Origin of the sequence: Qipengyuania sp. GPGPB31, from assembly GCF_038396345.1 — a bacterium.
In the GTDB taxonomy this organism is placed as follows: domain Bacteria; phylum Pseudomonadota; class Alphaproteobacteria; order Sphingomonadales; family Sphingomonadaceae; genus Qipengyuania; species Qipengyuania citrea.
The window spans coordinates 1,796,708-1,816,475 of sequence record NZ_CP149572.1; the positions used below are offsets into that span (position 1 = coordinate 1,796,708).

Annotated in this window: 16 protein-coding genes; 12 read left to right on the plus strand and 4 right to left on the minus strand. The window is 64.6% G+C overall.

The annotated features are described in order from the left end of the window. Positions 1–3: 3 nt before the first annotated feature. Both WKH79_RS09030 and WKH79_RS09035 read left to right on the plus strand, forming a co-directional pair. On the plus strand, positions 4–510 hold the full coding sequence (locus tag WKH79_RS09030; RefSeq protein WP_341858666.1) for a TIGR02281 family clan AA aspartic protease: 507 nt from the start codon (positions 4–6) through the stop codon (positions 508–510). Positions 511–571: 61 nt separating this feature from the next. Beyond that, positions 572–1,279 carry a murein L,D-transpeptidase catalytic domain-containing protein gene (locus tag WKH79_RS09035; RefSeq protein WP_341858667.1) on the plus strand — a complete coding sequence of 236 codons (708 nt, stop codon included), beginning with the start codon at positions 572–574 and terminating at the stop codon, positions 1,277–1,279. 21 nt (positions 1,280–1,300) lie between these two features. On the opposite strand, the gene WKH79_RS09040 is transcribed toward WKH79_RS09035, so the two are convergent. Continuing rightward, positions 1,301–2,728 carry a L,D-transpeptidase family protein gene (locus WKH79_RS09040; protein WP_341858668.1) on the minus strand — a complete coding sequence of 476 codons (1,428 nt, stop codon included), beginning with the start codon at positions 2,726–2,728 and terminating at the stop codon, positions 1,301–1,303. 175 nt (positions 2,729–2,903) lie between these two features. Between WKH79_RS09040 and WKH79_RS09045 the strand changes: the two genes are divergently transcribed. The 4 genes from WKH79_RS09045 (at position 2,904) to WKH79_RS09060 (ending at position 8,448) form a co-directional block, all read left to right on the plus strand. Next, entirely contained in the window at positions 2,904–3,761 is an 858-nt protein-coding gene (locus WKH79_RS09045) for a DMT family transporter (protein WP_341858669.1), read from the plus strand. 201 nt (positions 3,762–3,962) lie between these two features. Continuing rightward, positions 3,963–6,638 (plus strand): aconitate hydratase AcnA, encoded by a 2,676-nt coding sequence (gene acnA, locus WKH79_RS09050; RefSeq protein WP_341858670.1) that lies wholly within the window; start codon positions 3,963–3,965, stop codon positions 6,636–6,638. A 29-nt stretch (positions 6,639–6,667) separates the two neighbouring features. Beyond that, the gene (locus tag WKH79_RS09055; protein WP_341858671.1) at positions 6,668–7,387 is read left to right on the plus strand and encodes a 2OG-Fe(II) oxygenase; all 720 of its coding nucleotides are present in this window, start codon (positions 6,668–6,670) and stop codon (positions 7,385–7,387) included. Further along, entirely contained in the window at positions 7,363–8,448 is a 1,086-nt protein-coding gene (locus tag WKH79_RS09060; RefSeq protein ID WP_341858672.1) for a hypothetical protein, read from the plus strand. The genes WKH79_RS09055 and WKH79_RS09060 overlap by 25 nt, the downstream gene beginning before the upstream one ends. A gap of 142 nt (positions 8,449–8,590) precedes the next feature. On the opposite strand, the gene ruvB is transcribed toward WKH79_RS09060, so the two are convergent. Further along, positions 8,591–9,616, minus strand: coding sequence for a Holliday junction branch migration DNA helicase RuvB (gene ruvB / locus WKH79_RS09065; RefSeq protein ID WP_341858673.1), 1,026 nt, complete (start codon positions 9,614–9,616; stop codon positions 8,591–8,593). Between the two features lie 62 nt (positions 9,617–9,678). Between ruvB and WKH79_RS09070 the strand changes: the two genes are divergently transcribed. Next, entirely contained in the window at positions 9,679–10,014 is a 336-nt protein-coding gene (locus WKH79_RS09070) for a GIY-YIG nuclease family protein (protein ID WP_341858674.1), read from the plus strand. 41 nt (positions 10,015–10,055) lie between these two features. Here the strand turns inward: WKH79_RS09070 and WKH79_RS09075 are convergent, their stop codons facing one another. Then, on the minus strand, positions 10,056–10,586 hold the full coding sequence (locus tag WKH79_RS09075) for a DsrE family protein (RefSeq protein WP_341858675.1): 531 nt from the start codon (positions 10,584–10,586) through the stop codon (positions 10,056–10,058). After that, on the minus strand, positions 10,583–11,185 hold the full coding sequence (gene ruvA / locus WKH79_RS09080) for a Holliday junction branch migration protein RuvA (protein WP_341858676.1): 603 nt from the start codon (positions 11,183–11,185) through the stop codon (positions 10,583–10,585). Before ruvA ends, WKH79_RS09075 begins: the two co-directional genes overlap by 4 nt. A 79-nt stretch (positions 11,186–11,264) precedes the next feature. Between ruvA and aroC the strand changes: the two genes are divergently transcribed. The 5 genes from aroC to WKH79_RS09105 all read left to right on the plus strand — a co-directional run bounded on the left by aroC (position 11,265) and on the right by WKH79_RS09105 (position 19,686). Beyond that, the gene (gene aroC, locus WKH79_RS09085) at positions 11,265–12,332 is read left to right on the plus strand and encodes a chorismate synthase (protein ID WP_341858677.1); all 1,068 of its coding nucleotides are present in this window, start codon (positions 11,265–11,267) and stop codon (positions 12,330–12,332) included. A 337-nt stretch (positions 12,333–12,669) separates the two neighbouring features. Beyond that, positions 12,670–13,236, plus strand: a complete 567-nt coding sequence (ahpC, locus tag WKH79_RS09090) for an alkyl hydroperoxide reductase subunit C (protein ID WP_050599515.1) — start codon at positions 12,670–12,672, stop codon at positions 13,234–13,236. Positions 13,237–13,402: 166 nt separating this feature from the next. Continuing rightward, on the plus strand, positions 13,403–14,992 hold the full coding sequence (ahpF, locus tag WKH79_RS09095; protein WP_341858678.1) for an alkyl hydroperoxide reductase subunit F: 1,590 nt from the start codon (positions 13,403–13,405) through the stop codon (positions 14,990–14,992). A 196-nt stretch (positions 14,993–15,188) separates the two neighbouring features. Further along, positions 15,189–17,405 carry a catalase/peroxidase HPI gene (gene katG, locus WKH79_RS09100; RefSeq protein ID WP_341858679.1) on the plus strand — a complete coding sequence of 739 codons (2,217 nt, stop codon included), beginning with the start codon at positions 15,189–15,191 and terminating at the stop codon, positions 17,403–17,405. Between the two features lie 187 nt (positions 17,406–17,592). Then, the gene (locus WKH79_RS09105) at positions 17,593–19,686 is read left to right on the plus strand and encodes a catalase (RefSeq protein ID WP_341858680.1); all 2,094 of its coding nucleotides are present in this window, start codon (positions 17,593–17,595) and stop codon (positions 19,684–19,686) included. Positions 19,687–19,768 lie beyond the last annotated feature (82 nt).

Consider the following 19,768-nt stretch of genomic DNA (forward strand, 5'->3'; position numbering starts at 1 on the left):
GCCGTGGCAGCCTTCCTCGGCGCAACGCTGGTGCCCGGCGACGCGCCCGAGCCAGCAACCGGTGATGACGGACCGCATGCCCCACAGCCGGTGAAGGCGGAAACCTCCGGTGGATCCAGCGACAGCTACGCGGCATGGGTCGCCGGGACCACCGAACTTCCCCGCGCTGCCGACGGGCATTTCTACGCCGAAACGCAGGTCAACGGCGCACAGATCGACATGCTGGTGGACACCGGGGCCAGCGTGGTGGCGCTGACCGGTGCCGATGCGCGCGCAGCGGGGTTGATGTGGTCCGCCGCCGATATCCGGCCGATAGCGCAGGGCGCTTCCGGTCCCGTGGCGGGAATGGCCATCACACTCGACCAGGTTACGCTTGGCGGTCACGAAGCGCGCAACGTTCGCGCGATCATCGTGCCGGAAGGACTCGGCGTATCGCTGCTCGGCCAGAGCTTTCTTGCCTCGGTGCAACCGGTCCGGATCGAGCAGGACCGGATGGTGTTGGGCGAATGAACCGCGCGGTCCGCCGCAATCCCGTTGTCGCCTGCCGCACCGCACTGTTAGGTTCCCGCGCATGAATCGCCGCGATCTTATCAAGGGCTCATTGGCAGCGACCGCTGCCGCCGCCCTGCCCGCCCGCCTGTTCGCGCAGGTCAATCCCACCGCCGCCCGCGATGCGAAGCTGATGGTGATCGCGCGCGACGAACTGGCCCGGGCGGGTACCAGCATCTGGCGCAGGGACATTGTCGGCATCGCGGATTTCGGCCTGCATTCTTCGCAGAAGCGGTTTCACTTCGTCGATCTCGAGAACGAACGGGTAACCAGCTATCACGTCAGCCATGGTACGGGTTCGGACGGCGAACACGATGGCTGGCTCAAGCGCTATTCGAATATCGAGGGGAGCGAAGCGTCCAGCCGCGGGGCCTTCATGACCCGCAGCTGGTATGTCGGGCGCTATGGCACTTCGCTGCGGCTGGACGGGCTCGATTCAACCAATTCCAACGCCCTGCCCCGCGCCATCGTGATGCACCCGGCGAGCTATGCCACGCCCGGACATGTCGATCGCTGGGGCCGGCTCGGCCGCTCGAACGGCTGCTTCGCCATGGGGCCCGAACAGTTCGACCGCGCGCTGATCGACCTGTCGGGTGGGCGCCTGCTGGTTTCGGGCAGCTACGGGATCGCGCAGGACGGCAGCGCCGTCAGCCCGCCGATCGCCCAATACGACCTGCTGCGCCGCCCGGACGGAACGACGTTCAGCCGCACCAGCCCGAGCGCTTACTGACGCACGCCCGGTCGGGCGACCTCAGCTCGTCTGCAGATCGTCGACGATCTCGACCGCTTCCTCGCTCGTCTCGCGGGCCCGGTCGTCCTGGCGCGGCGCATCGAGCGCGGCCAGTACGGGGGCGTCGCGGCCATAGATGTCGTCGAACTGGCGCAGCTCGCCGTTCACATCCACACCGTAGGTGAAATAGGTGATGTAGGCGGGCCACTGCTTTTCCATCGGGTAGCGCGTGTACTTGCCCGACGCGGTGATTTCGGAAACCTCCTGCTGGATCGCAGGCAGATCCTCGCGGCTCTCCGCATTGCCGAGCATGGCCATCGTCATCGCCAGTTCGCGGGCACCCTGGACACGAATGCACCCATGGCTGAGCGCGCGGACGTCACGCGCGAACAGCGACTTCGCGGGCGTGTCGTGGAAGAAGATCGCGTGCGGGTTGGGCATGTCGAGCTTCATCAGGCCGAGCGAATTGCCCGGCCCGGGCTGCTGGACCACGGTGATCCAGCCGTTGGCGCCCTTGGTCGCCGTGTAGTTGTTGGCACGCGCCCAGCCGGGATTGTTGAGCACTTTCGCGCCCAGCCCTTCGCCCTTCACGATCGATTGCGGCACGGTCCAGGTCGGGTTGAAGATCACCGCCTCGACCATTTCGGAAAGCTGCGGCGTCGCCGTGCGGCCGGGCTTGCCCACCACTACGCGGTAGTGCTTGATGATCTTGTCGTTGACCGTCAGCCGGAGCTGGTATTCGGGCACATTGGCAAGCAGATATTGCTTGCCGAGATCCCGAGCAAGCCAGCGCCACCGGTCCATATTGGCGCGGATCAGCTTGCGCTTGGCGGGGTCGCTCGCGCGGGCGAGCTCTTCCTTCAAACGCGCGTAATCGGGCGAAACCGGATTGAGCGCGCGCAGCGTTCCGGCGATGTCGCCCGTCTCGACGGCCGTCTCCAGCAGGCGGTGCGAGGGCAGCACGTCCGGGTCGGGATCGACCACGAACCACTGGCGCCGTGCATCCATCGGCGTGCGCCCATCGCGCAGATCCTCGACCAGCCAGATGAAAATCTCGCTCGCCACAGCGTCGAGCGCCGGGCCCCGGCCCTGCGCGATTGCGGCGGCCAGCGCTTCGGCGCGGTAGTCACCGGGGACCAGCCCTTCGTCGGCCACCGTGGGAATGAAGGCGAGCAGCTTCTCCGCCTGCGCGAGCGTCCACTCGCGTTCAAGCACGGGCAATTGCTGGACCACTTCGCCCGACGACATGCGAATATCGTCGAAACTTTCCTCTACGCTGGGCTGCGCGGCGGGTTGCGGCGCGTCACGGGTATAATCGGGCAGTGGCTCGGTAACCCGGGCCGGTTCCGGCGGCAGCAGGTCTTCGGGCGCACTGTCCTGCGCGAAGACCGAGGTCGCGCACAGCGCGGCGCCCATTGCGGAACCGATAATCAGACGAAAACGTGTCATATGTCCTACCAGATGCGCCCACGCACCGGTGCGGCGCGTGTGGCTTGATAATTGCCCAATGCCCCAAGCTAATCCAATATCCCGGCTTTCACGAGGCTGAATTGTCCGTGACGGCTCGCTTGCCCCCGGATAGGAATTGGCAGTGCGCACCGATCACGCCCTCTTGCCCATGCTGATGGCAGCTCTGGCCGTCGCCAGCCTGGCCTTGATGGACGCTTACATGAAAAGCGCGGCGCTGGCCGTGGGCGCGCTGAGCGCGGCCTGGCTACGCTCGCTGATCGCCACGGGAATCGCGCTGCCGCTGTGGCTGGCGCGCGGCGGGCGCTGGCCGCAGCGAGCAGTGCTCACGCTGCATCTGCAACGCTCGGTCGTGGCGACTTTCATGGCACTGACCTTCTTCTATGCGATTACCAAGCTGCCGCTGGCCGAAGCCATCGCCATCAGTTTCGTCGCGCCGCTGATCGCGCTCTATCTCGCGCGGCCGATGCTGGGCGAGATCATTCGTCGCGAGGCGATCGCCGCTTCGCTGCTGGGTTTCACCGGCACGCTGGTGATCATCGGTGGCAAGGTGGGCCAGGCCGAATTCGACCGCGATACCGCGCTCGGGCTGGCCGCGATCCTGACTTCCGCCATGCTCTACGCCTACAGCTTCATCCTGATCCGGCGGCAATCTCAGGTTGCCGGCCCGGCCGAGATCGCGACCTTTCATTCGGGCGTGTCGGTGCTGCTGCTCGGCATCGCAGCCCCCTTCCTGTTCGAGATGCCGGACAGCGACACGCTGCGCGACCTCGCCGTGGCGGCGGTGCTCACGGTTATCGGGGCGATGGCTTTCGCCTGGGCCTACGCCCGCGCCGAGGCGCAGGTGCTGGTCCCGCTCGAATATTCGGGCTTCCTGTGGGCTTCGGTGTTCGGCTGGCTGTTCTTCGCCGAACGGCTGACCCTGCCGACCCTGGCGGGCACCGCGATCATCGTGGGCGCGTGCTGGCTGGCGGCGCGCGGCAGGCGCCCGGCCCAGCCGCCCGATACGATCTGAACGATCTGTCGAACCGCCAGGCATGCAGGCTGGCGCGGATGCACGAAACCGTAGCGGCAGGCGAAGCCCGCGCCGCCGATCGACGCTTGCCGCAATGCCGCACACTTGATTTTTCCCCGTTCCGGCGCAGGGGCGCGGCACATTCTGCTGCCCCGCCCATTGGTCGGGTAACGGCTTACAAACGAAAGGATCAACGCGCGCATGACCCAGGTCGGCAAGGACACGCTCGGAACCCGCTCCACTCTGACAGTGAACGGCAAGGACTACGCCTATTACTCCTTCGCCAAGGCGGCGGAAAAGCTGGGCGATGTTTCGAAACTGCCTTTCAGCCTCAAGGTGCTGCTGGAGAACATGCTGCGTTTCGAAGACGGTGGTTTCACCGTCAGCACCGACGATGCCCAGGCGATCGTCGACTGGCAGAAGAACCCGGCCACGGGCAAGGAAATCCAGTACCGCCCGGCGCGCGTGCTCCTGCAGGATTTCACCGGCGTGCCCTGCGTGGTCGATCTTGCTGCCATGCGCGATGCGATCAGCAAGCTCGGCGGCGATACCGCCAAGATCAACCCGCAGGTTCCCGTGAACCTCGTGATCGACCACTCGGTCATGGTCGATGAATTCGGCCACCCCAAGGCTTTCGAAAAGAACGTCGAACTCGAATATGCCCGCAATGCGGAGCGTTACGACTTCCTCAAATGGGGTTCGAAGAGCTTCGAGAACTTCTCCGCCGTGCCTCCGGGCACCGGCATCTGCCACCAGGTGAACCTGGAATATATCGGCAAGGGCGTGTGGTCGACCAATGACCCCGAAGGCGAAGTGGTCGCCTATCCCGACACCTGCGTCGGCACCGACAGCCACACCACCATGATCAACGGCCTCGGCGTGCTGGGCTGGGGTGTCGGCGGGATCGAGGCCGAAGCCGCAATGCTCGGCCAGCCGATCTCGATGCTGATCCCCGAAGTGGTCGGATTCAAGCTGACCGGCGCGATGGCCGAAGGCGTGACCGCCACCGACCTCGTGCTGACCTGCGTGCAAATGCTGCGCGAAGTCGGCGTGGTTGGCCGGTTCGTCGAATTCTACGGCGAAGGCGTTGCGGGGCTGACCCTCGCCGACCGTGCGACCATTGCCAACATGGCGCCCGAATACGGCGCAACCTGCGGCTTCTTCGGCATCGACGACAAGACGCTCGAATACATGCGCCTCACCGGCCGCGACGAGGAAACCATCGCGCTGGTCGAAGCCTATTCGAAAGAACAGGGCATGTGGTTCACCCCCGAGGCCGAGCCCGTCTTCACCAAGACGCTCGAGCTCGACCTGTCGAAGGTCGTACCGAGCCTCGCCGGTCCCAAGCGTCCGCAGGACCGCGTCGCGCTGCCCGAGGTCGACGAGCTGTTCAACACCGACCTCAAGTCGATCTACGGCAAGGACAAGCCGCTGCGCGTCGACGTCGAAGACACGCATCACGATGTCGGCGACGGCGACGTCGTGATTGCCGCCATCACCAGCTGCACCAACACGTCGAACCCCGATGTGCTGATCGCTGCCGGCCTGGTCGCCAAGAAGGCGCATGAAAAGGGCCTCAAGCCCAAGCCGTGGGTCAAGACCAGCCTCGCTCCCGGCAGCCAGGTCGTGACCGACTATCTCGTCAAGTCGGGCCTCCAGGACGATCTCAACGCCATGGGCTTCGATCTCGTCGGCTATGGCTGCACCACCTGCATCGGCAACTCGGGCCCGCTCGCGCCGCCGATTTCCAAGGCCATCAATGGCAATGACATCGTCGCTGCCTCGGTGCTGTCGGGCAACCGCAATTTCGAAGGCCGCGTATCGCCCGATGTGCGCGCCAACTTCCTTGCAAGCCCGCCGCTCGTGGTGGCCTACTCCATCCTTGGCACGGTCACGAAGGACATCACCGAAACCCCGCTCGGCCAGGATCAGCAGGGCAATGACGTGATGCTTGCCGATGTCTGGCCGACCAACGAGGAAATCGCCCAGCACCGCGCGGCCAATATCGACCGCCAGATGTTCGAAACCCGCTACGCCGACGTCTACAAGGGCGATGAGCACTGGCAGGGGATCAAGGTCGAGGCCAGCGACACCTATCGCTGGAACCCGACCAGCACCTATGTCGCCAGCCCGCCCTTCTTCGAAGGCATGGAAATGACGCCTGCCCCGGTGACCGACATCACCGACGCAAAGCCGCTGGCGATCCTTGGCGATTCGGTCACCACGGACCACATCTCGCCCGCCGGTTCGATCAAGGAAGACAGCCCTGCGGGTTCCTATCTGCAAAGCCACCAAGTCGCCAAGCAGGACTTCAACTCCTACGGCTCGCGCCGCGGCAACCACGACGTGATGATGCGCGGCACCTTCGCCAATATCCGCATCAAGAACGAGATGGTCCCCGGCGTCGAAGGCGGCGTGACGACCTACAATGGCGAACAGATGCCGATCTACGATGCGGCAATGAAGCACAAGGAAGACGGCACCCCGCTGGTGGTCGTTGCCGGCAAGGAATATGGCACGGGTTCGAGCCGCGACTGGGCCGCTAAGGGCACCATCCTGCTTGGCGTCAAGGCCGTGATCGTCGAAAGCTACGAGCGTATCCACCGCTCGAACCTGATCGGCATGGGCGTGCTGCCGCTGCAGTTCAAGGATGGCGATACGCGCAACAGCCTCGGCCTGACGGGAAGCGACAGCTTCACGATCAAGGGCCTCGCTGATCTCAGCCCGAGCCAGGACGTCGAAGTCGAGGTGACCCGCGAGGACGGTTCGACCTTCAGCTTCACCGCGCTGTGCCGCATCGATACTGCGAACGAGATGGAATATTACCGCAACGGCGGCATCCTCCACTACGTTCTGCGCAAGCTCGCGGCGGCCTGACTCCGTCCGACCGGAAGCGGTAGGCGCCGATGACGCTTATCGGTCGCCTGTCGCGGTTTCTGGGGCGAACCCCAACCGAACCTGAAGCCGATCCCGCCATCATGCGCGGGATCGGCGACAGCGTCCGCCGGAAGCTGCGGGCCGACCCCCGCATCGAACCGCGTGGCGGCAAAAAAGCCGACCTGTTCCTCCTGCGCGGTTTTCTCGACGAAGCGGAGTGCCGCCGGCTGATCGCAATCATCGACAGCCGTATTCAGCCCTCCGTACTGTTTACTGACAAGGCTTCACCGCGCGGACGGACGAGTTCGACGCATTTCTTCGCCAAGGAAATGCCCGAGACACGTGCGCTGGCGGAGCGGATTGCCGCGGTTACGGGGATAGGCCTACCCAATGCCGAACCGCTGCAGGGGCAACGCTATCGCCGGGGCGAGGAATACCGGCACCACCGCGACCATTTCCTGCTCGATCGCCCGCACTGGCAAACCGAACGACATCGCGGTGGCCAGCGAAGCTGGACCGCGATGGTCTATCTGAACACACCCGAGGCCGGCGGTGCGACCGCGTTTCCCGCGCTGGACCTGACCATTGTGCCCGAACCGGGGATGCTGGTTGTGTGGGACAATATGGATCGCAAGGGCCGCCCCAATCGCGCGACACTGCATGCCGCGCTGCCGGTCGAAGCAGGCGTCAAATACGTCGTTACCCAGTGGTACCGGCAGGGCGAATGGAGCCTGCGCGGGCGCGACTGACCGCTGCCGCTATCGGCGCTCAGGCCGCCCGCTTGATCCGGAACTTGCGCCGCCCGAGAATTGCGGCCGCGGCCATGCCGAACAGCGCCATCATCGGCGGGGCGGGCACATCGGTGCCGCTGCTGCTGCCTGAGGTCGACGAGCTGGTCGAGGACGAGGACGAGGTCGAGGTCGAGGTCGAGCTTGATGTCGAAGTCGAGGACGACGTGGAAGTCGAGCTCGACGTGCTCGTCGAGGACGACGAACTGGTGCTGGTGGTGACGTTGCCGCTCGAGGTCGAAACTTCGCCAGTGGAGGTGCTGACCGAACCCGTCGAGGTGGAGACTTCGCCCGTCGAGGTGCTGACCGAACCGGTGGAAGTGGAGACTTCGCCCGTGCTCGAACTGGAACTCGTCGTCGTCGAGACTTCACCGGTCGAGGTGGAGGTGCCGCCGGTCGAGGTCGAAGTCGAGGATCCACCGGTCGAACTGGTCGTCGACACGTCGACATTCACCACCGGAGGCTCGCCGCCGCTGGTGGTCGAATTGACGATCACGCTGCCGCCGCCGCTCGATCCGGAGAAGAAGCCGCCGAAGAAGCCGCCGCCGAAACCACCACCGAAGCCGCCGCCGCCGCTTCCGCCGGCAATCGACCGCGATGCGCCGCCCCCGCCGACAGGTGCCGATGCGGGCAGCGGCGGAACGGGGACGGGTGCCATCGCCTGGCGATACACCGGCGGGCAGATGTTGTTCGGATTGTTCGCTGCAGCCGCCGAATCGGCGGGAACGCATTCGACCTGCCGCGGGATCGTGCGGGCACGCGGTACGGTCGGCCGCGGCACGGCGCGCGGGGTCGCCTGCTTGACGTATTTGGCCTGCTTGACCGATTTCGACTTGTACTGCGGATTGTCGGTAATCGGGCGCTCGGCGACGTGGACCGCCCCGCCTGCGAGCAGCGCACCACCCGCCGCCGTGGCCGAGAGTTTAGCGAGAGCTGATTTGACCGACATTATAAAACTTCCTGTTGCGACCGAAAAAGGGAAGCAATTTGCGTCCCTTAAGGCGATCCTTGAGTTGTTTTAACGAATCACCCCCCGGCGAATCGCGTGTATTCAGGATCGCAATTACCGCCAGAAAGTAAATTTTTCGCGGAATTGCGAGGCTTTCGCAAGCTTCGTCCCGTTTCGGGACCTTCCGTGCCACGGTTCTTACCGCAGCGCTAACCTCATTCGTCGAACATGTCGCTCTGCGGCCCCGAGGGCGGCGCCAGCCCGAGATGACTCCAGCCGCCATCGTTGAGGCAGCGCCCGCGCGCGGTCCGCGCGATCAGGCCGAGCTGGATGAGATAGGGCTCGATCACCTCCTCGACCGTGTCGCGAGGCTCGCTGAGACCTGCCGCCAGCGTTTCCACCCCGACCGGCCCGCCCTTGTAGGTGGTGGCGATCATGGTGAGATAGCGCCGGTCCATCGCATCGAGACCAAGGCTGTCGACCTCGAGCCGGGTGAGCGCGTCGTCGGCCACGCGGCTGGTCACCACCGCTTCGCCCAGCACGCTGGCGAAATCGCGCACGCGGCGCATCAGCCGCCCCGCCACGCGCGGTGTTCCGCGGCTGCGGCGGGCGATCTCGCGCGCGCCGCCCTCGTCGATCCCCATGCCGAGCAGCCCCGCACCGCGCGTGACCACGCGGAGCAGCTCGTCCTCGGTGTAGAAGTTCAGCCGCACGGGGATACCGAACCGGTCGCGCAGCGGCGTGGTCAGCAAGCCCTGCCGCGTGGTCGCGCCGACCAGCGTGAACGGCGGCAGGTCGATCCGCACGCTGCGCGCGGACGGCCCTTCGCCGATGATGATATCGAGCGCCCGGTCTTCCATCGCGGGATAGAGCACTTCCTCGACCACCGGATTGAGCCGGTGGATCTCGTCGATAAAGAGCACATCGTTGGGCTCGAGATTTGTCAGCAGCGCGGCCAGGTCGCCCGCCTTGGCGATCACCGGCCCGCTGGTGGCGCGAAAGCCCACGCCCAGTTCCTTGGCGACGATCTGCGCCAGCGTGGTCTTGCCGAGCCCAGGCGGGCCGAAAAACAGCACATGGTCCATCGCCTCGCCGCGGCCCTTGGCGGCCTCGACGAAGACGCGCAAATTCTCGCGCGCCGCCTTCTGCCCGACGAATTCGGCAAGTGACTTCGGGCGCAGCGCGGCATCGGGGTCTTCGGCTTGGCGGTCGGGAGAGTGGATGGGGACGGGTTCGGTCACACTGCCCCCATACCGTCATGCTGAACTTGTTTCAGCATCCAACGCGCGGCAATCACCGGAGGATGCCGTTCGAACGCGAACCCTGCGTCTACATCCTCGCGAGTAAGCCGCGTGGAACGCTCTATATCGGGGTCACATCCGACCTTGTGAAGCGGCTCTGGCAACACGGCGAAGGCGTTACCGGCGGCTTCGTCGCACGGTACAAGGTCCATCGCCTCGTGCGCTTCGAAATGTTCGGCGACATGGAGGCGGCGATCCTGCGCGAAAAGCAGCTGAAGCGCTGGCACCGTCAATCGAAGATCAATCTGGTCGAGCGAGACAATCCGCATTGGGTCGATCTTGCGATCGACCTTGGGTTTGATCCGCTTGCTTCGAGCAGGGCGAAAGATGGATCCTGAAACGATTTCAGGATGACGAAGGCTTGAGGTTTCCTCTTTCCTCAAAACGGGTTCACCGTATAGCCTGCCTGTTGCAATTGCGCATGCGCGGTCATCGCGGAGAGCGCGAGTTCGACGCCGGGGATGAAGTCCGCCTTGGCCACGCCATGCGCCGCCGCGCTCTGGCCGCAGACGATGAAACGCACGCCGTAATCGAGCAATTGCGTGACCATCGCGCGCGAGTGGTTGTCCTCGGCGTCGAGCAAATCCTTCACCGCGCCGCCGTGCACAACCACCGCGATCCGCATGTTCGCCGGGTCGACCGCGTGCGAGGCGTGCATGTTGACGAAGCGTGCGGCGCTTTCGAACCCGCGGTTGCGCGTACCCGCATCGGTCTGTCCGGCGACGTCGAAGGCAATCGCGAATTCGGTATCGGGAGCGAAGGTGTCGATGCCTTCGACCGGGGCATGGGCACCGAAATCCTCGAAGATCGGACCGGTCCGAAACGCGCTCATGTCCTGTGCGCCGGCCGCGCTGGCAAGCAGCGCGCCCGCCGCCGCCAGTATCGTGTAGCGTTTCGCCGTCATCGTCATCCCGCTGCTTTCTTCAAGGCGACGCGAATCAGCTCGCCCTCGCTTGCACTCTCGCCCAGCTCGCCCTGCGCCGAGGTCACCGCGCGCGCGGCGACCGCGGGCTTGAAGCCGAGGTTTTCCAGCGCGCTCACTGCATCGGCGCTGGCCCCGCCCCTTGGCAGTGCGGCTGCGCCCACGCCGGCAGCAACGCCGGGCAGCGCGCCCGCCTTGTCCTTGAGTTCGTTCACGATCCTCGCGGCGAGCTTGGGCCCTACGCCATTGGCGCGTGCGATCATTGCGGCATCGCCCTGCGCACAGGCCGTCTGCACTTCGCCCGTCGACAGCGCCGAGAGGATCGCCAGCGCGACCTTGCTGCCCACCCCCTGGACCTGCGTCAGCAGGCGGAACCAGTCGCGCTCAGCCGCATCGGCAAAGCCGAGCAGGCGCATGTCGGTCTCGCTCACCTGCAGATCGGTATAGACAGTGCAGGCCTCGCCGCGCTCGCCCAGCTGGCTAAGCGTGCGCGCCGAACAATGGACCAGATAGCCCACGCCCGCGACGTCGATCACCGCCCAGTCGGTGCCGGTTTCGTCGAGCAGGCCCTTCAGCTTCGCAATCATGGTTTGTTCTTGGCCCTCAAGAAGGATTTGGTCCAGCGAGAATGGACAGGCGCCCACAGTTGCGGGCATGAGATGTGGCATGAGCTGGAACACCTTCGGACGGACGCTGCGCTTCACCACCTGGGGCGAAAGCCACGGGCCCGCGATCGGGGCAGTGGTCGACGGGTGCCCGCCGGGGCTGCCGCTGGCCGAAGAAGACATCCAGCCCTTCCTCGATGCGCGCAAGCCGGGGCAGAACAAGTTCACCACGCAGCGCAAGGAACCCGATGCGGTGCGCATCCTGTCAGGCGTGTTCGAAGGCACCACCACGGGCACGCCGATCTCGCTGCTGATCGAGAACACCGACCAGCGGTCGAAGGATTATTCCGAGATCGCCAACACCTACCGCCCCGGCCATGCCGATTACGCCTATGATGCCAAATACGGGCTGCGCGACTATCGCGGCGGCGGGCGCAGCAGCGCACGCGAAACCGCAATGCGCGTGGCCGCGGGCGCGGTGGCGAGGCTGGTGATCCCCGAGGTGTCGATCCTCGCCTATGTCGCCGAGATCGGCGGCGACAGGATCGATCCGGCGAATTTCGATACCGAGGAAATTGCGCGCAATCCCTTTTGGTGCCCCGATGCCGCGGCGGCGAAACGCTGGGAGGCAATGGTCGACGAAGCACGCAAGGCCGGCTCTTCGCTGGGCGCAGTGGTCGAATGCGTCGCCACCGGCGTGCCTGCGGGATGGGGCGCACCGATCTATGCCAAGCTCGACAGCGATCTGGCGGCAGGGATGATGAGCATCAATGCGGTCAAGGGTGTCGAGATCGGTGACGGCTTCGATGCCGCCCGGCTGACCGGCGAACAGAACGCCGATGCGATGTCGCCGGGCGACGACGGACCCGAATTCGCGGCCAATCACGCGGGCGGCATCGCCGGCGGCATCTCGACCGGCCAGCCGGTCGTCTGCCGGGTGGCGTTCAAGCCGACCAGTTCGATCCTGACCCCGGTCGACAGCATCGACCGCCGGGGGCAGGCCGCGCAGGTCCGCACGAAGGGCCGGCACGACCCCTGTGTGGGCATCCGCGGCACACCGGTGGTAGAAGCGATGATGGCGCTCGTCCTGGCCGACCACAGGCTGTTGCACCGGGCGCAGTGCGGGTAGGCACGGCAGGCCGTCGCATACCTCCCCATTCCAGCGCGCCGAGCACGCTAGCCCTTGACGATCGGTCGCCGTTCCGTGGGATATGCCAGCGTCTTGAACCCCGCCGCATGTGCCCCCAACGCTACCAGACTTCGGGGAGAGAAAGGGGCGTTTATTGCGCAAAACGCAACCAATTCGACCGAGTCGTTGCGCTTTACGAAAGTTCCATCGGATTGATCGATTATTCCGATACGGGCAATCGCATCATATCGCTTTTGTGCATCGCAACAGCGCCTATCTGGGAGTGACGAGTTACCACCCGAACCGTTTCAACCCGAACACACGGAGAACCACCACCATGGGTATCATCGGAAGCCAGATCAAACCGTTCACCGCCACCGCCTTCCAGGCCGGCAAGGACTTCTTCGACGTCACTGACGAAGACGTGAAGGGCAAGTGGGCCGTATTCTTCTTCTATCCGGCCGATTTCACCTTCGTCTGCCCGACCGAGCTCGAAGACCTCGGCGAACAGTATGCCATGCTCCAGAAGATGGACGTCGAAGTCTACGGCGTGTCGACCGACACCCACTTCAGCCACAAGGCATGGCACGACACTTCGGAAAAGATCGGCAAGCTGCAGTTCCCGTTCCTGGGTGACCAGAACCACGTTCTCGCGCGCAACTTCGACGTGCTGCGCGAAGGCGTCGGCCTGGCCGATCGTGCCACCTTCGTGGTCGATCCCGATGGCGTGATCCAGATCATGGAACAGACCTGCGAAGGCGTCGGCCGCAACGCCAACGAACTCGCGCGCAAGATCAAGGCGGCACAGTACGTCCGCGCCAACCCCGGCCAGGTCTGCCCGGCAGCCTGGGAAGAAGGCAGCGACACGCTGGCTCCCTCGCTCGACCTCGTCGGCAAGATCTAAGCGTTCATCCGCTGGAAAGTTCGGGCGCCGTAACGGCGCCCGTACAAAAGCCCGAGCCTGACTCGGGTCGCTGGAAGGCCCGGGGCACCCTCCCCCTCCCCCGCCCCGGGCCTTTTCACCCCCTCGATTTTCTGCACCGTTTCCTCTCGAAACCCGGAGTCCGCCCATGCTCGACGCAACGATGACCCAGCAACTGAAGACCTATCTCGCCAATCTGCGCGAGCCGGTCGAGCTCGTCGCCTCGCTCGGGGATGACGACAAGAGCGCGCAGACGCGCGAACTGCTCGAAGAGATCGCCGCGCTGCACGACCTCGTCAGCGCCAGCTTCGACGGCACCGACAGCCGCAAGCCCAGCTTCGTGATCCGCCGCGCCAGCGATGCGGAAAAGTGGGTCCGCTTTGCCGGACTGCCGATGGGGCATGAGTTCACCTCGCTGGTGCTCGCGCTGCTGTGGGCCGGCGGCCATCCGCCCAAGGTCGATGCCGACCTGCTCGAACAGGTCCGCGGGCTCGAGGACGACTTCAATTTCGAGATGTATTTCTCGCTGTCGTGTCATAACTGCCCCGACGTGGTGCAGGCGCTGACGCTGATGGCGCTCGAAAATCCGCGCGTCACCGCCACGTTGATCGAAGGCGGCACCTTCCAGGACGAGGTCGACAGCCGCGACATCATGGCGGTGCCCGCAACCTTCCTGAATGGCGAGCCCTTCTATAACGGCAAGATGGAGCTGGCCGAGATTCTCGCCAAGATCGATACCGGCAGCGAAGCGAAAGCGGCCGAGAAGCTTGCCGCGAAGGACCCGTTCGAAGTGCTGGTGGTGGGCGGCGGTCCGGCCGGTGCGGCGACCGCGATCTACACTGCGCGCAAGGGCTTTCGCACCGGCGTCGCAGCCGAACGCTTCGGCGGGCAGCTGCATGACACGCTGGGAATCGAGAACCTGCCCGGCACGCCCTATACCGAAGGGCCCAAGCTGGCCGGCGAACTCAAGCGGCATGTCGGCGACTACGATATCGACCTGATGGATCTGGCGCAGGCGGTCAAACTGGTTCCGGCTAGCGAAAAGGGCGGCCTGCACACGATCGAACTGGGCAACGGCGCCAGCCTCAAGGCCCGCAGCCTGATCCTCGCCACCGGGGCCCGCTGGCGCAACATGGGCGTCCCCGGCGAAGCCGAATACCGCAACAAGGGCGTGGCCTATTGCCCGCATTGCGACGGGCCGCTGTTCAAGGGCAAGCGCATTGCGGTCATCGGCGGCGGCAATTCGGGCGTCGAAGCGGCGATCGACCTGGCCAAGACCGTCGGCCACGTCACACTGATCGAATTCGATACCAAGCTGCGTGCCGACGAAGTGCTGCAGGCCAAGCTCCGCTCGCTGCCCAATGTCGAGATCGTCACCAATGGCCAGACGACCGAGATCACCGGCGCCAACGGCAAGGTCAACGGCCTGCGCGTGAAGGACCGCGCCAGCGGCGATGAGCGCACGATCGAGCTCGAAGGCGTGTTCGTTCAGATCGGCCTGGTGCCCAACACCGAATGGCTCGAGGACAGCGGGCTCACGCTGACCAAGCACGGCGAGATCGCCACCGACGAGGAAGGTCGCACCAACCTGCCCGGCGTGTTCGCCGCCGGCGATGTCACCGATGTGCCGTACAAGCAGATCGTGGTGGCAATGGGCGAAGGATCGAAAGCTGGTCTGTCCGCCTTCGACTACCTCATCCGCAACGAGCCTGCACAGGAAGTGGCACAGGCCGCCTGATCGGAGTACTCCGTCACTTGCAAGGCGCCGTCATCCTCACCGGATGGCGGCGCTTTTCGCATGTGCTGCACGGCCTGCCGCATCATCGGCAAATCCAATCCGAGAGACGCAATTAATCGATTGGACGAATTACCGGGAAAGGCCCATCCCTTACTCCGAGACATATTTCGAGTCATAATAAGCGGAGAAACGGACAATGGATGCCAAGACCGGTGAAATGAGCGGCTGCCCCTTCCATGGCAATGGCGGCACGCGTGACCTGCTCGGGCGGACCAATCGCGACTGGTGGCCCGACCAGCTGCAGATCGACATCCTCCAGACCGAGGGCCGCAATCCCGACCCGATGGGCGAGGACTTCGATTATTGCGAAGCCTTCAACGCGCTCGATTACGCGGCGCTGAAGGAGGACCTGAAGGCGCTGATGACCGATAGCCAGGAATGGTGGCCGGCCGATTACGGGCATTACGGCCCGTTCTTCATCCGCATGGCGTGGCACGCTGCGGGCACCTATCGCACCGGCGACGGCCGCGGCGGGGCTTCGAGCGGGCAGCAGCGCTTCGCTCCCCTGAACAGCTGGCCCGACAACGGCAATCTCGACAAGGCACGGCGCCTTCTGTGGCCGATCAAGCAGAAATACGGCAAGCACATCAGCTGGGCCGACCTCTTCGTCCTCACCGGCAATGTCGCGATCGAATCGATGGGCGGTCCGGTGTTCGGCTTCGGGGGCGGCCGCAAGGACGTGTTCGAACCCGAGATGGTCTATTGGGGTTCGGAAGAGCAGTGGGTCGACCAGGGCGTCGAAACGCGCATCATCCCCGATGAAGGCAAGGCGCTCGAAAATCCGCTCGCCGCGATCCAGATGGGCCTGATCTACGTCAATCCCGAAGGCCCCGGCGGCAACCCGCACGATGCCGAAGGCATGGCGCGCGACATGCGCGAAACCTTCGCCCGCATGGCGATGAACGACGAGGAAACCGTCGCGCTGACCGCAGGCGGTCACGCCTTCGGCAAGTGCCACGGCGCGGCCCCGTCGGACACGTTCGGCACCGGTCCCGAAGGCGAAGGCCTGCACCGCATGGGCTTCGGCTGGCTGACCGATCCCGAGGAAATCGGCAAGGGTCATATCACCACCAGCGGGATCGAGGGCGCGTGGACGCCCAATCCGACGCAGTGGGGCAATGACTATTTCCGCCTGCTGTTCAAATATGATTACGAGCTCACCCAGAGCCCTGCAGGCGCGAACCAGTGGACGCCGATCGATCCCGATCCGGAAGACATGGCACCCGATGCCCGGGACCCGGACAAGAAGGTTCCGACGATCATGACCACGGCCGACATGGCGTTGAAGCGCGACCCCGAATATCGCAAGATTTCGGAGCGTTTCCTCAACGACCAGGCCGCGCTCGACGATGCATTCGCCCGCGCCTGGTTCAAGCTTACGCACCGCGACATGGGTCCCAAGGTCCGGTACCTCGGTTCGGAAGTCCCCGCCGAAGACCTGATCTGGCAGGATCCGATCCCCGCCGGCACCACGCCGTCGGACAGCGCGGTAGCCGACTTCAAGAAAGCGGTCCTCGATAGCGGACTGTCGGTCAGCGAACTGGTCAAGGCCGCCTGGGCCTCGGCCTCGACCTACCGCAATTCGGACCACCGCGGCGGTGCCAATGGCGCGCATATCCGCTTCGATGCGCTGCGCAACTGGGCGGTCAACGATCCGGATGAACTGGGCAAGGTGTTGGCCAAGCTCGACGAGCTGCGCGGCGATATTTCGATGGCCGATGCCATCGTGCTGGGCGGCGCGGCAGCGATCGAAAAGGCGGCCAAGGACGGCGGCTTCGAAGTCAGCGTCGATGTCACCACCGGCCGCGGCGATGCGCGCGAAGACCAGTTCGATGCCGAAAGCTGGGAGCCGCTGGAACCGTTTGCCGACGGCTTCCGCAACTACCTCAAGACCAAGGCTTCGGTGAAGACCGAGGATATGCTGGTCGACAAGGCGCATCTGCTCGGCCTTTCGACGCCCGAAATGACCGTGCTGCTGGGCGGGATGCGTGCGCTGGGCGCCGTGTCCAAGCACACCCAGCACGGCAACAGCATCGGTGTTCTCACCGACCGTCCGGGCGTGCTGTCGAACGACTTCTTCGTCAATTTGCTCGAAATGGGCACGGTATGGGAAGTCATCGACGAGAGCGGCGACGAGGAGTTCGTCGGCAAGTGCCGCCTGAAGGGCGATGTCAAATGGCATGCCACGCGCACCGACCTCGTCTTCGGTTCGAATTCGCAGCTGCGTGCAGTTGCCGAGGTCTATGCCGAAAACGGCCACGAACAGAAGTTCGTCGACGATTTCGTCAGCGCATGGACCAAGGTGATGGACGCCGACCGGTTCGATATCGGCTATGCCAAATACCACGACTGATTAACCGGCGACCCTTGGTCGTCCACCGAGAACCCCGGCGCATGCGCCGGGGGTTTTTTCATGCGCGGCTGATGTTTGTTTGATTGCGTCGCTTTTGCACCGAATTGCGGAACGAAGCGCGCCAGGGTCCGTAGGCCAATGGGTGGCCGTTTTATGGCGGCCGGGAAACCAGATGGAGCAAGCAGACATGGCCAATGAATTCGAACTGTCGGAAGGCGGCGCCAACCACCAGAAGCCGCAGGATGACGACCACGTGATGACCACCGCGCAGGGTCACCCGGTCGCCGACGACCAGAACTGGCTGAGCGCGGGTCCGCGCGGGCCGCAGCTGCTCGAAGACCAGATCGCGCGCGAGAAGATCTTCCACTTCGACCACGAACGGATTCCCGAGCGCGTGGTCCATGCGCGTGGCTACGGCGTGCACGGCCATTTCGAGCTCAAGAAGGCGATCCCGCAATATTCGCGCGCGGCGATCTTCAACCAGGAAGGCGTCAAGGTGCCGACCTTCACGCGCTTCTCCACCGTGGCGGGCAACAAGGGTTCACCCGACCTCGCGCGCGACGTGCGCGGCTTTGCCACCAAGTTCTACACCAGCGAGGGCAATTGGGACCTCGTCGGCAACAATATCCCGGTGTTCTTCATCCAGGACGCGATCAAGTTCCCCGATCTGATCCACGCCGCCAAGCCCGCGCCCGATCGCGGCTTCCCGCAGGCGCAGACAGCGCATGACAATTTCTGGGACTTCATCTCGCTCAGCCCCGAAGCGATGAACATGGTCATGTGGATCATGTCCGACCGCACGATCCCGCGTAGCTTCCGCTTCATGGAAGGCTTCGGCGTGCACACCTTCCGGCTGGTCAATGCCGAGGGCAAGGCGCATTTCGTCAAGTTCCACTGGAAGCCCTCGCTCGGGCTGCAGTCGGTGGTCTGGAACGAGGCGCTCAAGGTCAACGGGATGGACCCCGATTTCCATCGCCGCGACATGTGGGACGCGATCGACGCGGGCGACTATCCGCAGTGGGACCTCGGCATCCAGGTGTTCGACGAGGAATTCGCCGAAAAGTTCGAATTCGACGTGCTCGACGCGACCAAGATCATTCCGGAAGAACAGGTGCCGGTCGAGATCATCGGCACGCTGACGCTCGACGCCAATGTCGACAATTTCTTCGCCGAGACCGAGCAAGTCGCCTTCTGCACGCAGAACATCGTGCCCGGCATCGACCATTCGGACGATCCGCTGCTGCAGGGCCGCAATTTCAGCTATCTCGACACGCAGCTCAAGCGGCTCGGCGGGCCCAACTTCACGCACCTGCCGATCAATGCGCCCAAATGCCCGGTGCGGCATTTCCAGCAGGACGGGCACATGGCGATGCACAATCCCAAGGGCCGCGTGAATTACGAACCCAACAGCTGGGGCAGCGGCGACGGCGCAGACGTGGATCCCGGTCCGCGCGCGTCGGCCGAACGCGGCTTCCAGTCCTATCCGGCCGAGATCAGCGGCGCCAAGGTGCGCGAGCGCAGCCCGACCTTTGCCGATCACTACAGCCAGGCGCGGCAGTTCTACATCTCGCAGACCCCGGTCGAGCAGACCCACATGGGCAATGCGCTGACCTTCGAGCTGTCGAAAGTGCAGCGGATGGATATCCGCAAGCGCATGGTCGGCCATCTGCGGCATATCGACGAAGGACTGGCGCAGGACGTCGCCGACGGCATCGGCCTGACCGAACTGCCCGACAAGGTGCCCTTCGCGCGCAAGCCGATCACCGACCTGCCCGAAAGCCCCGCGCTGTCGATCCTCAAGAACGGCCCCGACAGCTTCAAGGGCCGCAAGCTGGGTATCTACATTGCCGAAGGCGCCGATGCGGATGTCGTGAAGGCGCTGCAGCAGGCGGCCAAGGATGCCGGCGCGATGGCGGAAATCATTGCCCCGCATGTCGCGGGCGCCAAGCTGTCCGATGGCAAAATGATGGAAGCCGACGAGAAGATCGATGGCGGTCCCTCGGTGGTTTATGACGCAGTCGCGGTGGTAATGGGCGAGGACAGCGGCAAGCGCTACGCCGAGGACAAGCCGAGCATCGACTTCGTCAACGACGCCTTCGCGCATGCCAAGTTCGTGGCCTATGTCCCCGCGGTCCAGCCGCTGTTCGAAAATGCAGGCGTGTGGAGCGGCCGAGACGACGGCTTCTTCGATGTATCGTCGGGCAAGGACGCCGCGGCGAGCTTCATCGAGACCTGCGGCAAGCTGCGCTTCTGGGACCGCGAGAGCGTCAAGCAGGACTAGGCGCGATGTGAATCGGCGCGAATGAACCGTGCTTTATGCCGGGCGTCTTACAGGAGGCGCCCGGCATTTCGCGTTTTGGAGC

What these genes read in the sequence shown, in the direction of transcription:
- WKH79_RS09060 (WP_341858672.1), top strand. Translation starts at nt 7,363, where the DNA reads ATGGAGCCTGCGCGGGCGCGACTGACCGCTGCCGCTATCGGCGCTCAG.
- WKH79_RS09045 (WP_341858669.1), top strand. Translation starts at nt 2,904, where the DNA reads ATGGCAGCTCTGGCCGTCGCCAGCCTGGCCTTGATGGACGCTTACATG.
- WKH79_RS09055 (WP_341858671.1), top strand. Translation starts at nt 6,668, where the DNA reads ATGACGCTTATCGGTCGCCTGTCGCGGTTTCTGGGGCGAACCCCAACC.
- WKH79_RS09075 (WP_341858675.1), bottom strand. Translation starts at nt 10,586, where the DNA reads ATGACGATGACGGCGAAACGCTACACGATACTGGCGGCGGCGGGCGCG.
- WKH79_RS09105 (WP_341858680.1), top strand. Translation starts at nt 17,593, where the DNA reads ATGGCCAATGAATTCGAACTGTCGGAAGGCGGCGCCAACCACCAGAAG.
- WKH79_RS09040 (WP_341858668.1), bottom strand. Translation starts at nt 2,728, where the DNA reads ATGACACGTTTTCGTCTGATTATCGGTTCCGCAATGGGCGCCGCGCTG.
- ahpF (WP_341858678.1), top strand. Translation starts at nt 13,403, where the DNA reads ATGCTCGACGCAACGATGACCCAGCAACTGAAGACCTATCTCGCCAAT.
- WKH79_RS09070 (WP_341858674.1), top strand. Translation starts at nt 9,679, where the DNA reads ATGCCGTTCGAACGCGAACCCTGCGTCTACATCCTCGCGAGTAAGCCG.
- katG (WP_341858679.1), top strand. Translation starts at nt 15,189, where the DNA reads ATGGATGCCAAGACCGGTGAAATGAGCGGCTGCCCCTTCCATGGCAAT.
- acnA (WP_341858670.1), top strand. Translation starts at nt 3,963, where the DNA reads ATGACCCAGGTCGGCAAGGACACGCTCGGAACCCGCTCCACTCTGACA.
- WKH79_RS09035 (WP_341858667.1), top strand. Translation starts at nt 572, where the DNA reads ATGAATCGCCGCGATCTTATCAAGGGCTCATTGGCAGCGACCGCTGCC.
- ruvA (WP_341858676.1), bottom strand. Translation starts at nt 11,185, where the DNA reads ATGATTGCGAAGCTGAAGGGCCTGCTCGACGAAACCGGCACCGACTGG.
- ahpC (WP_050599515.1), top strand. Translation starts at nt 12,670, where the DNA reads ATGGGTATCATCGGAAGCCAGATCAAACCGTTCACCGCCACCGCCTTC.
- aroC (WP_341858677.1), top strand. Translation starts at nt 11,265, where the DNA reads ATGAGCTGGAACACCTTCGGACGGACGCTGCGCTTCACCACCTGGGGC.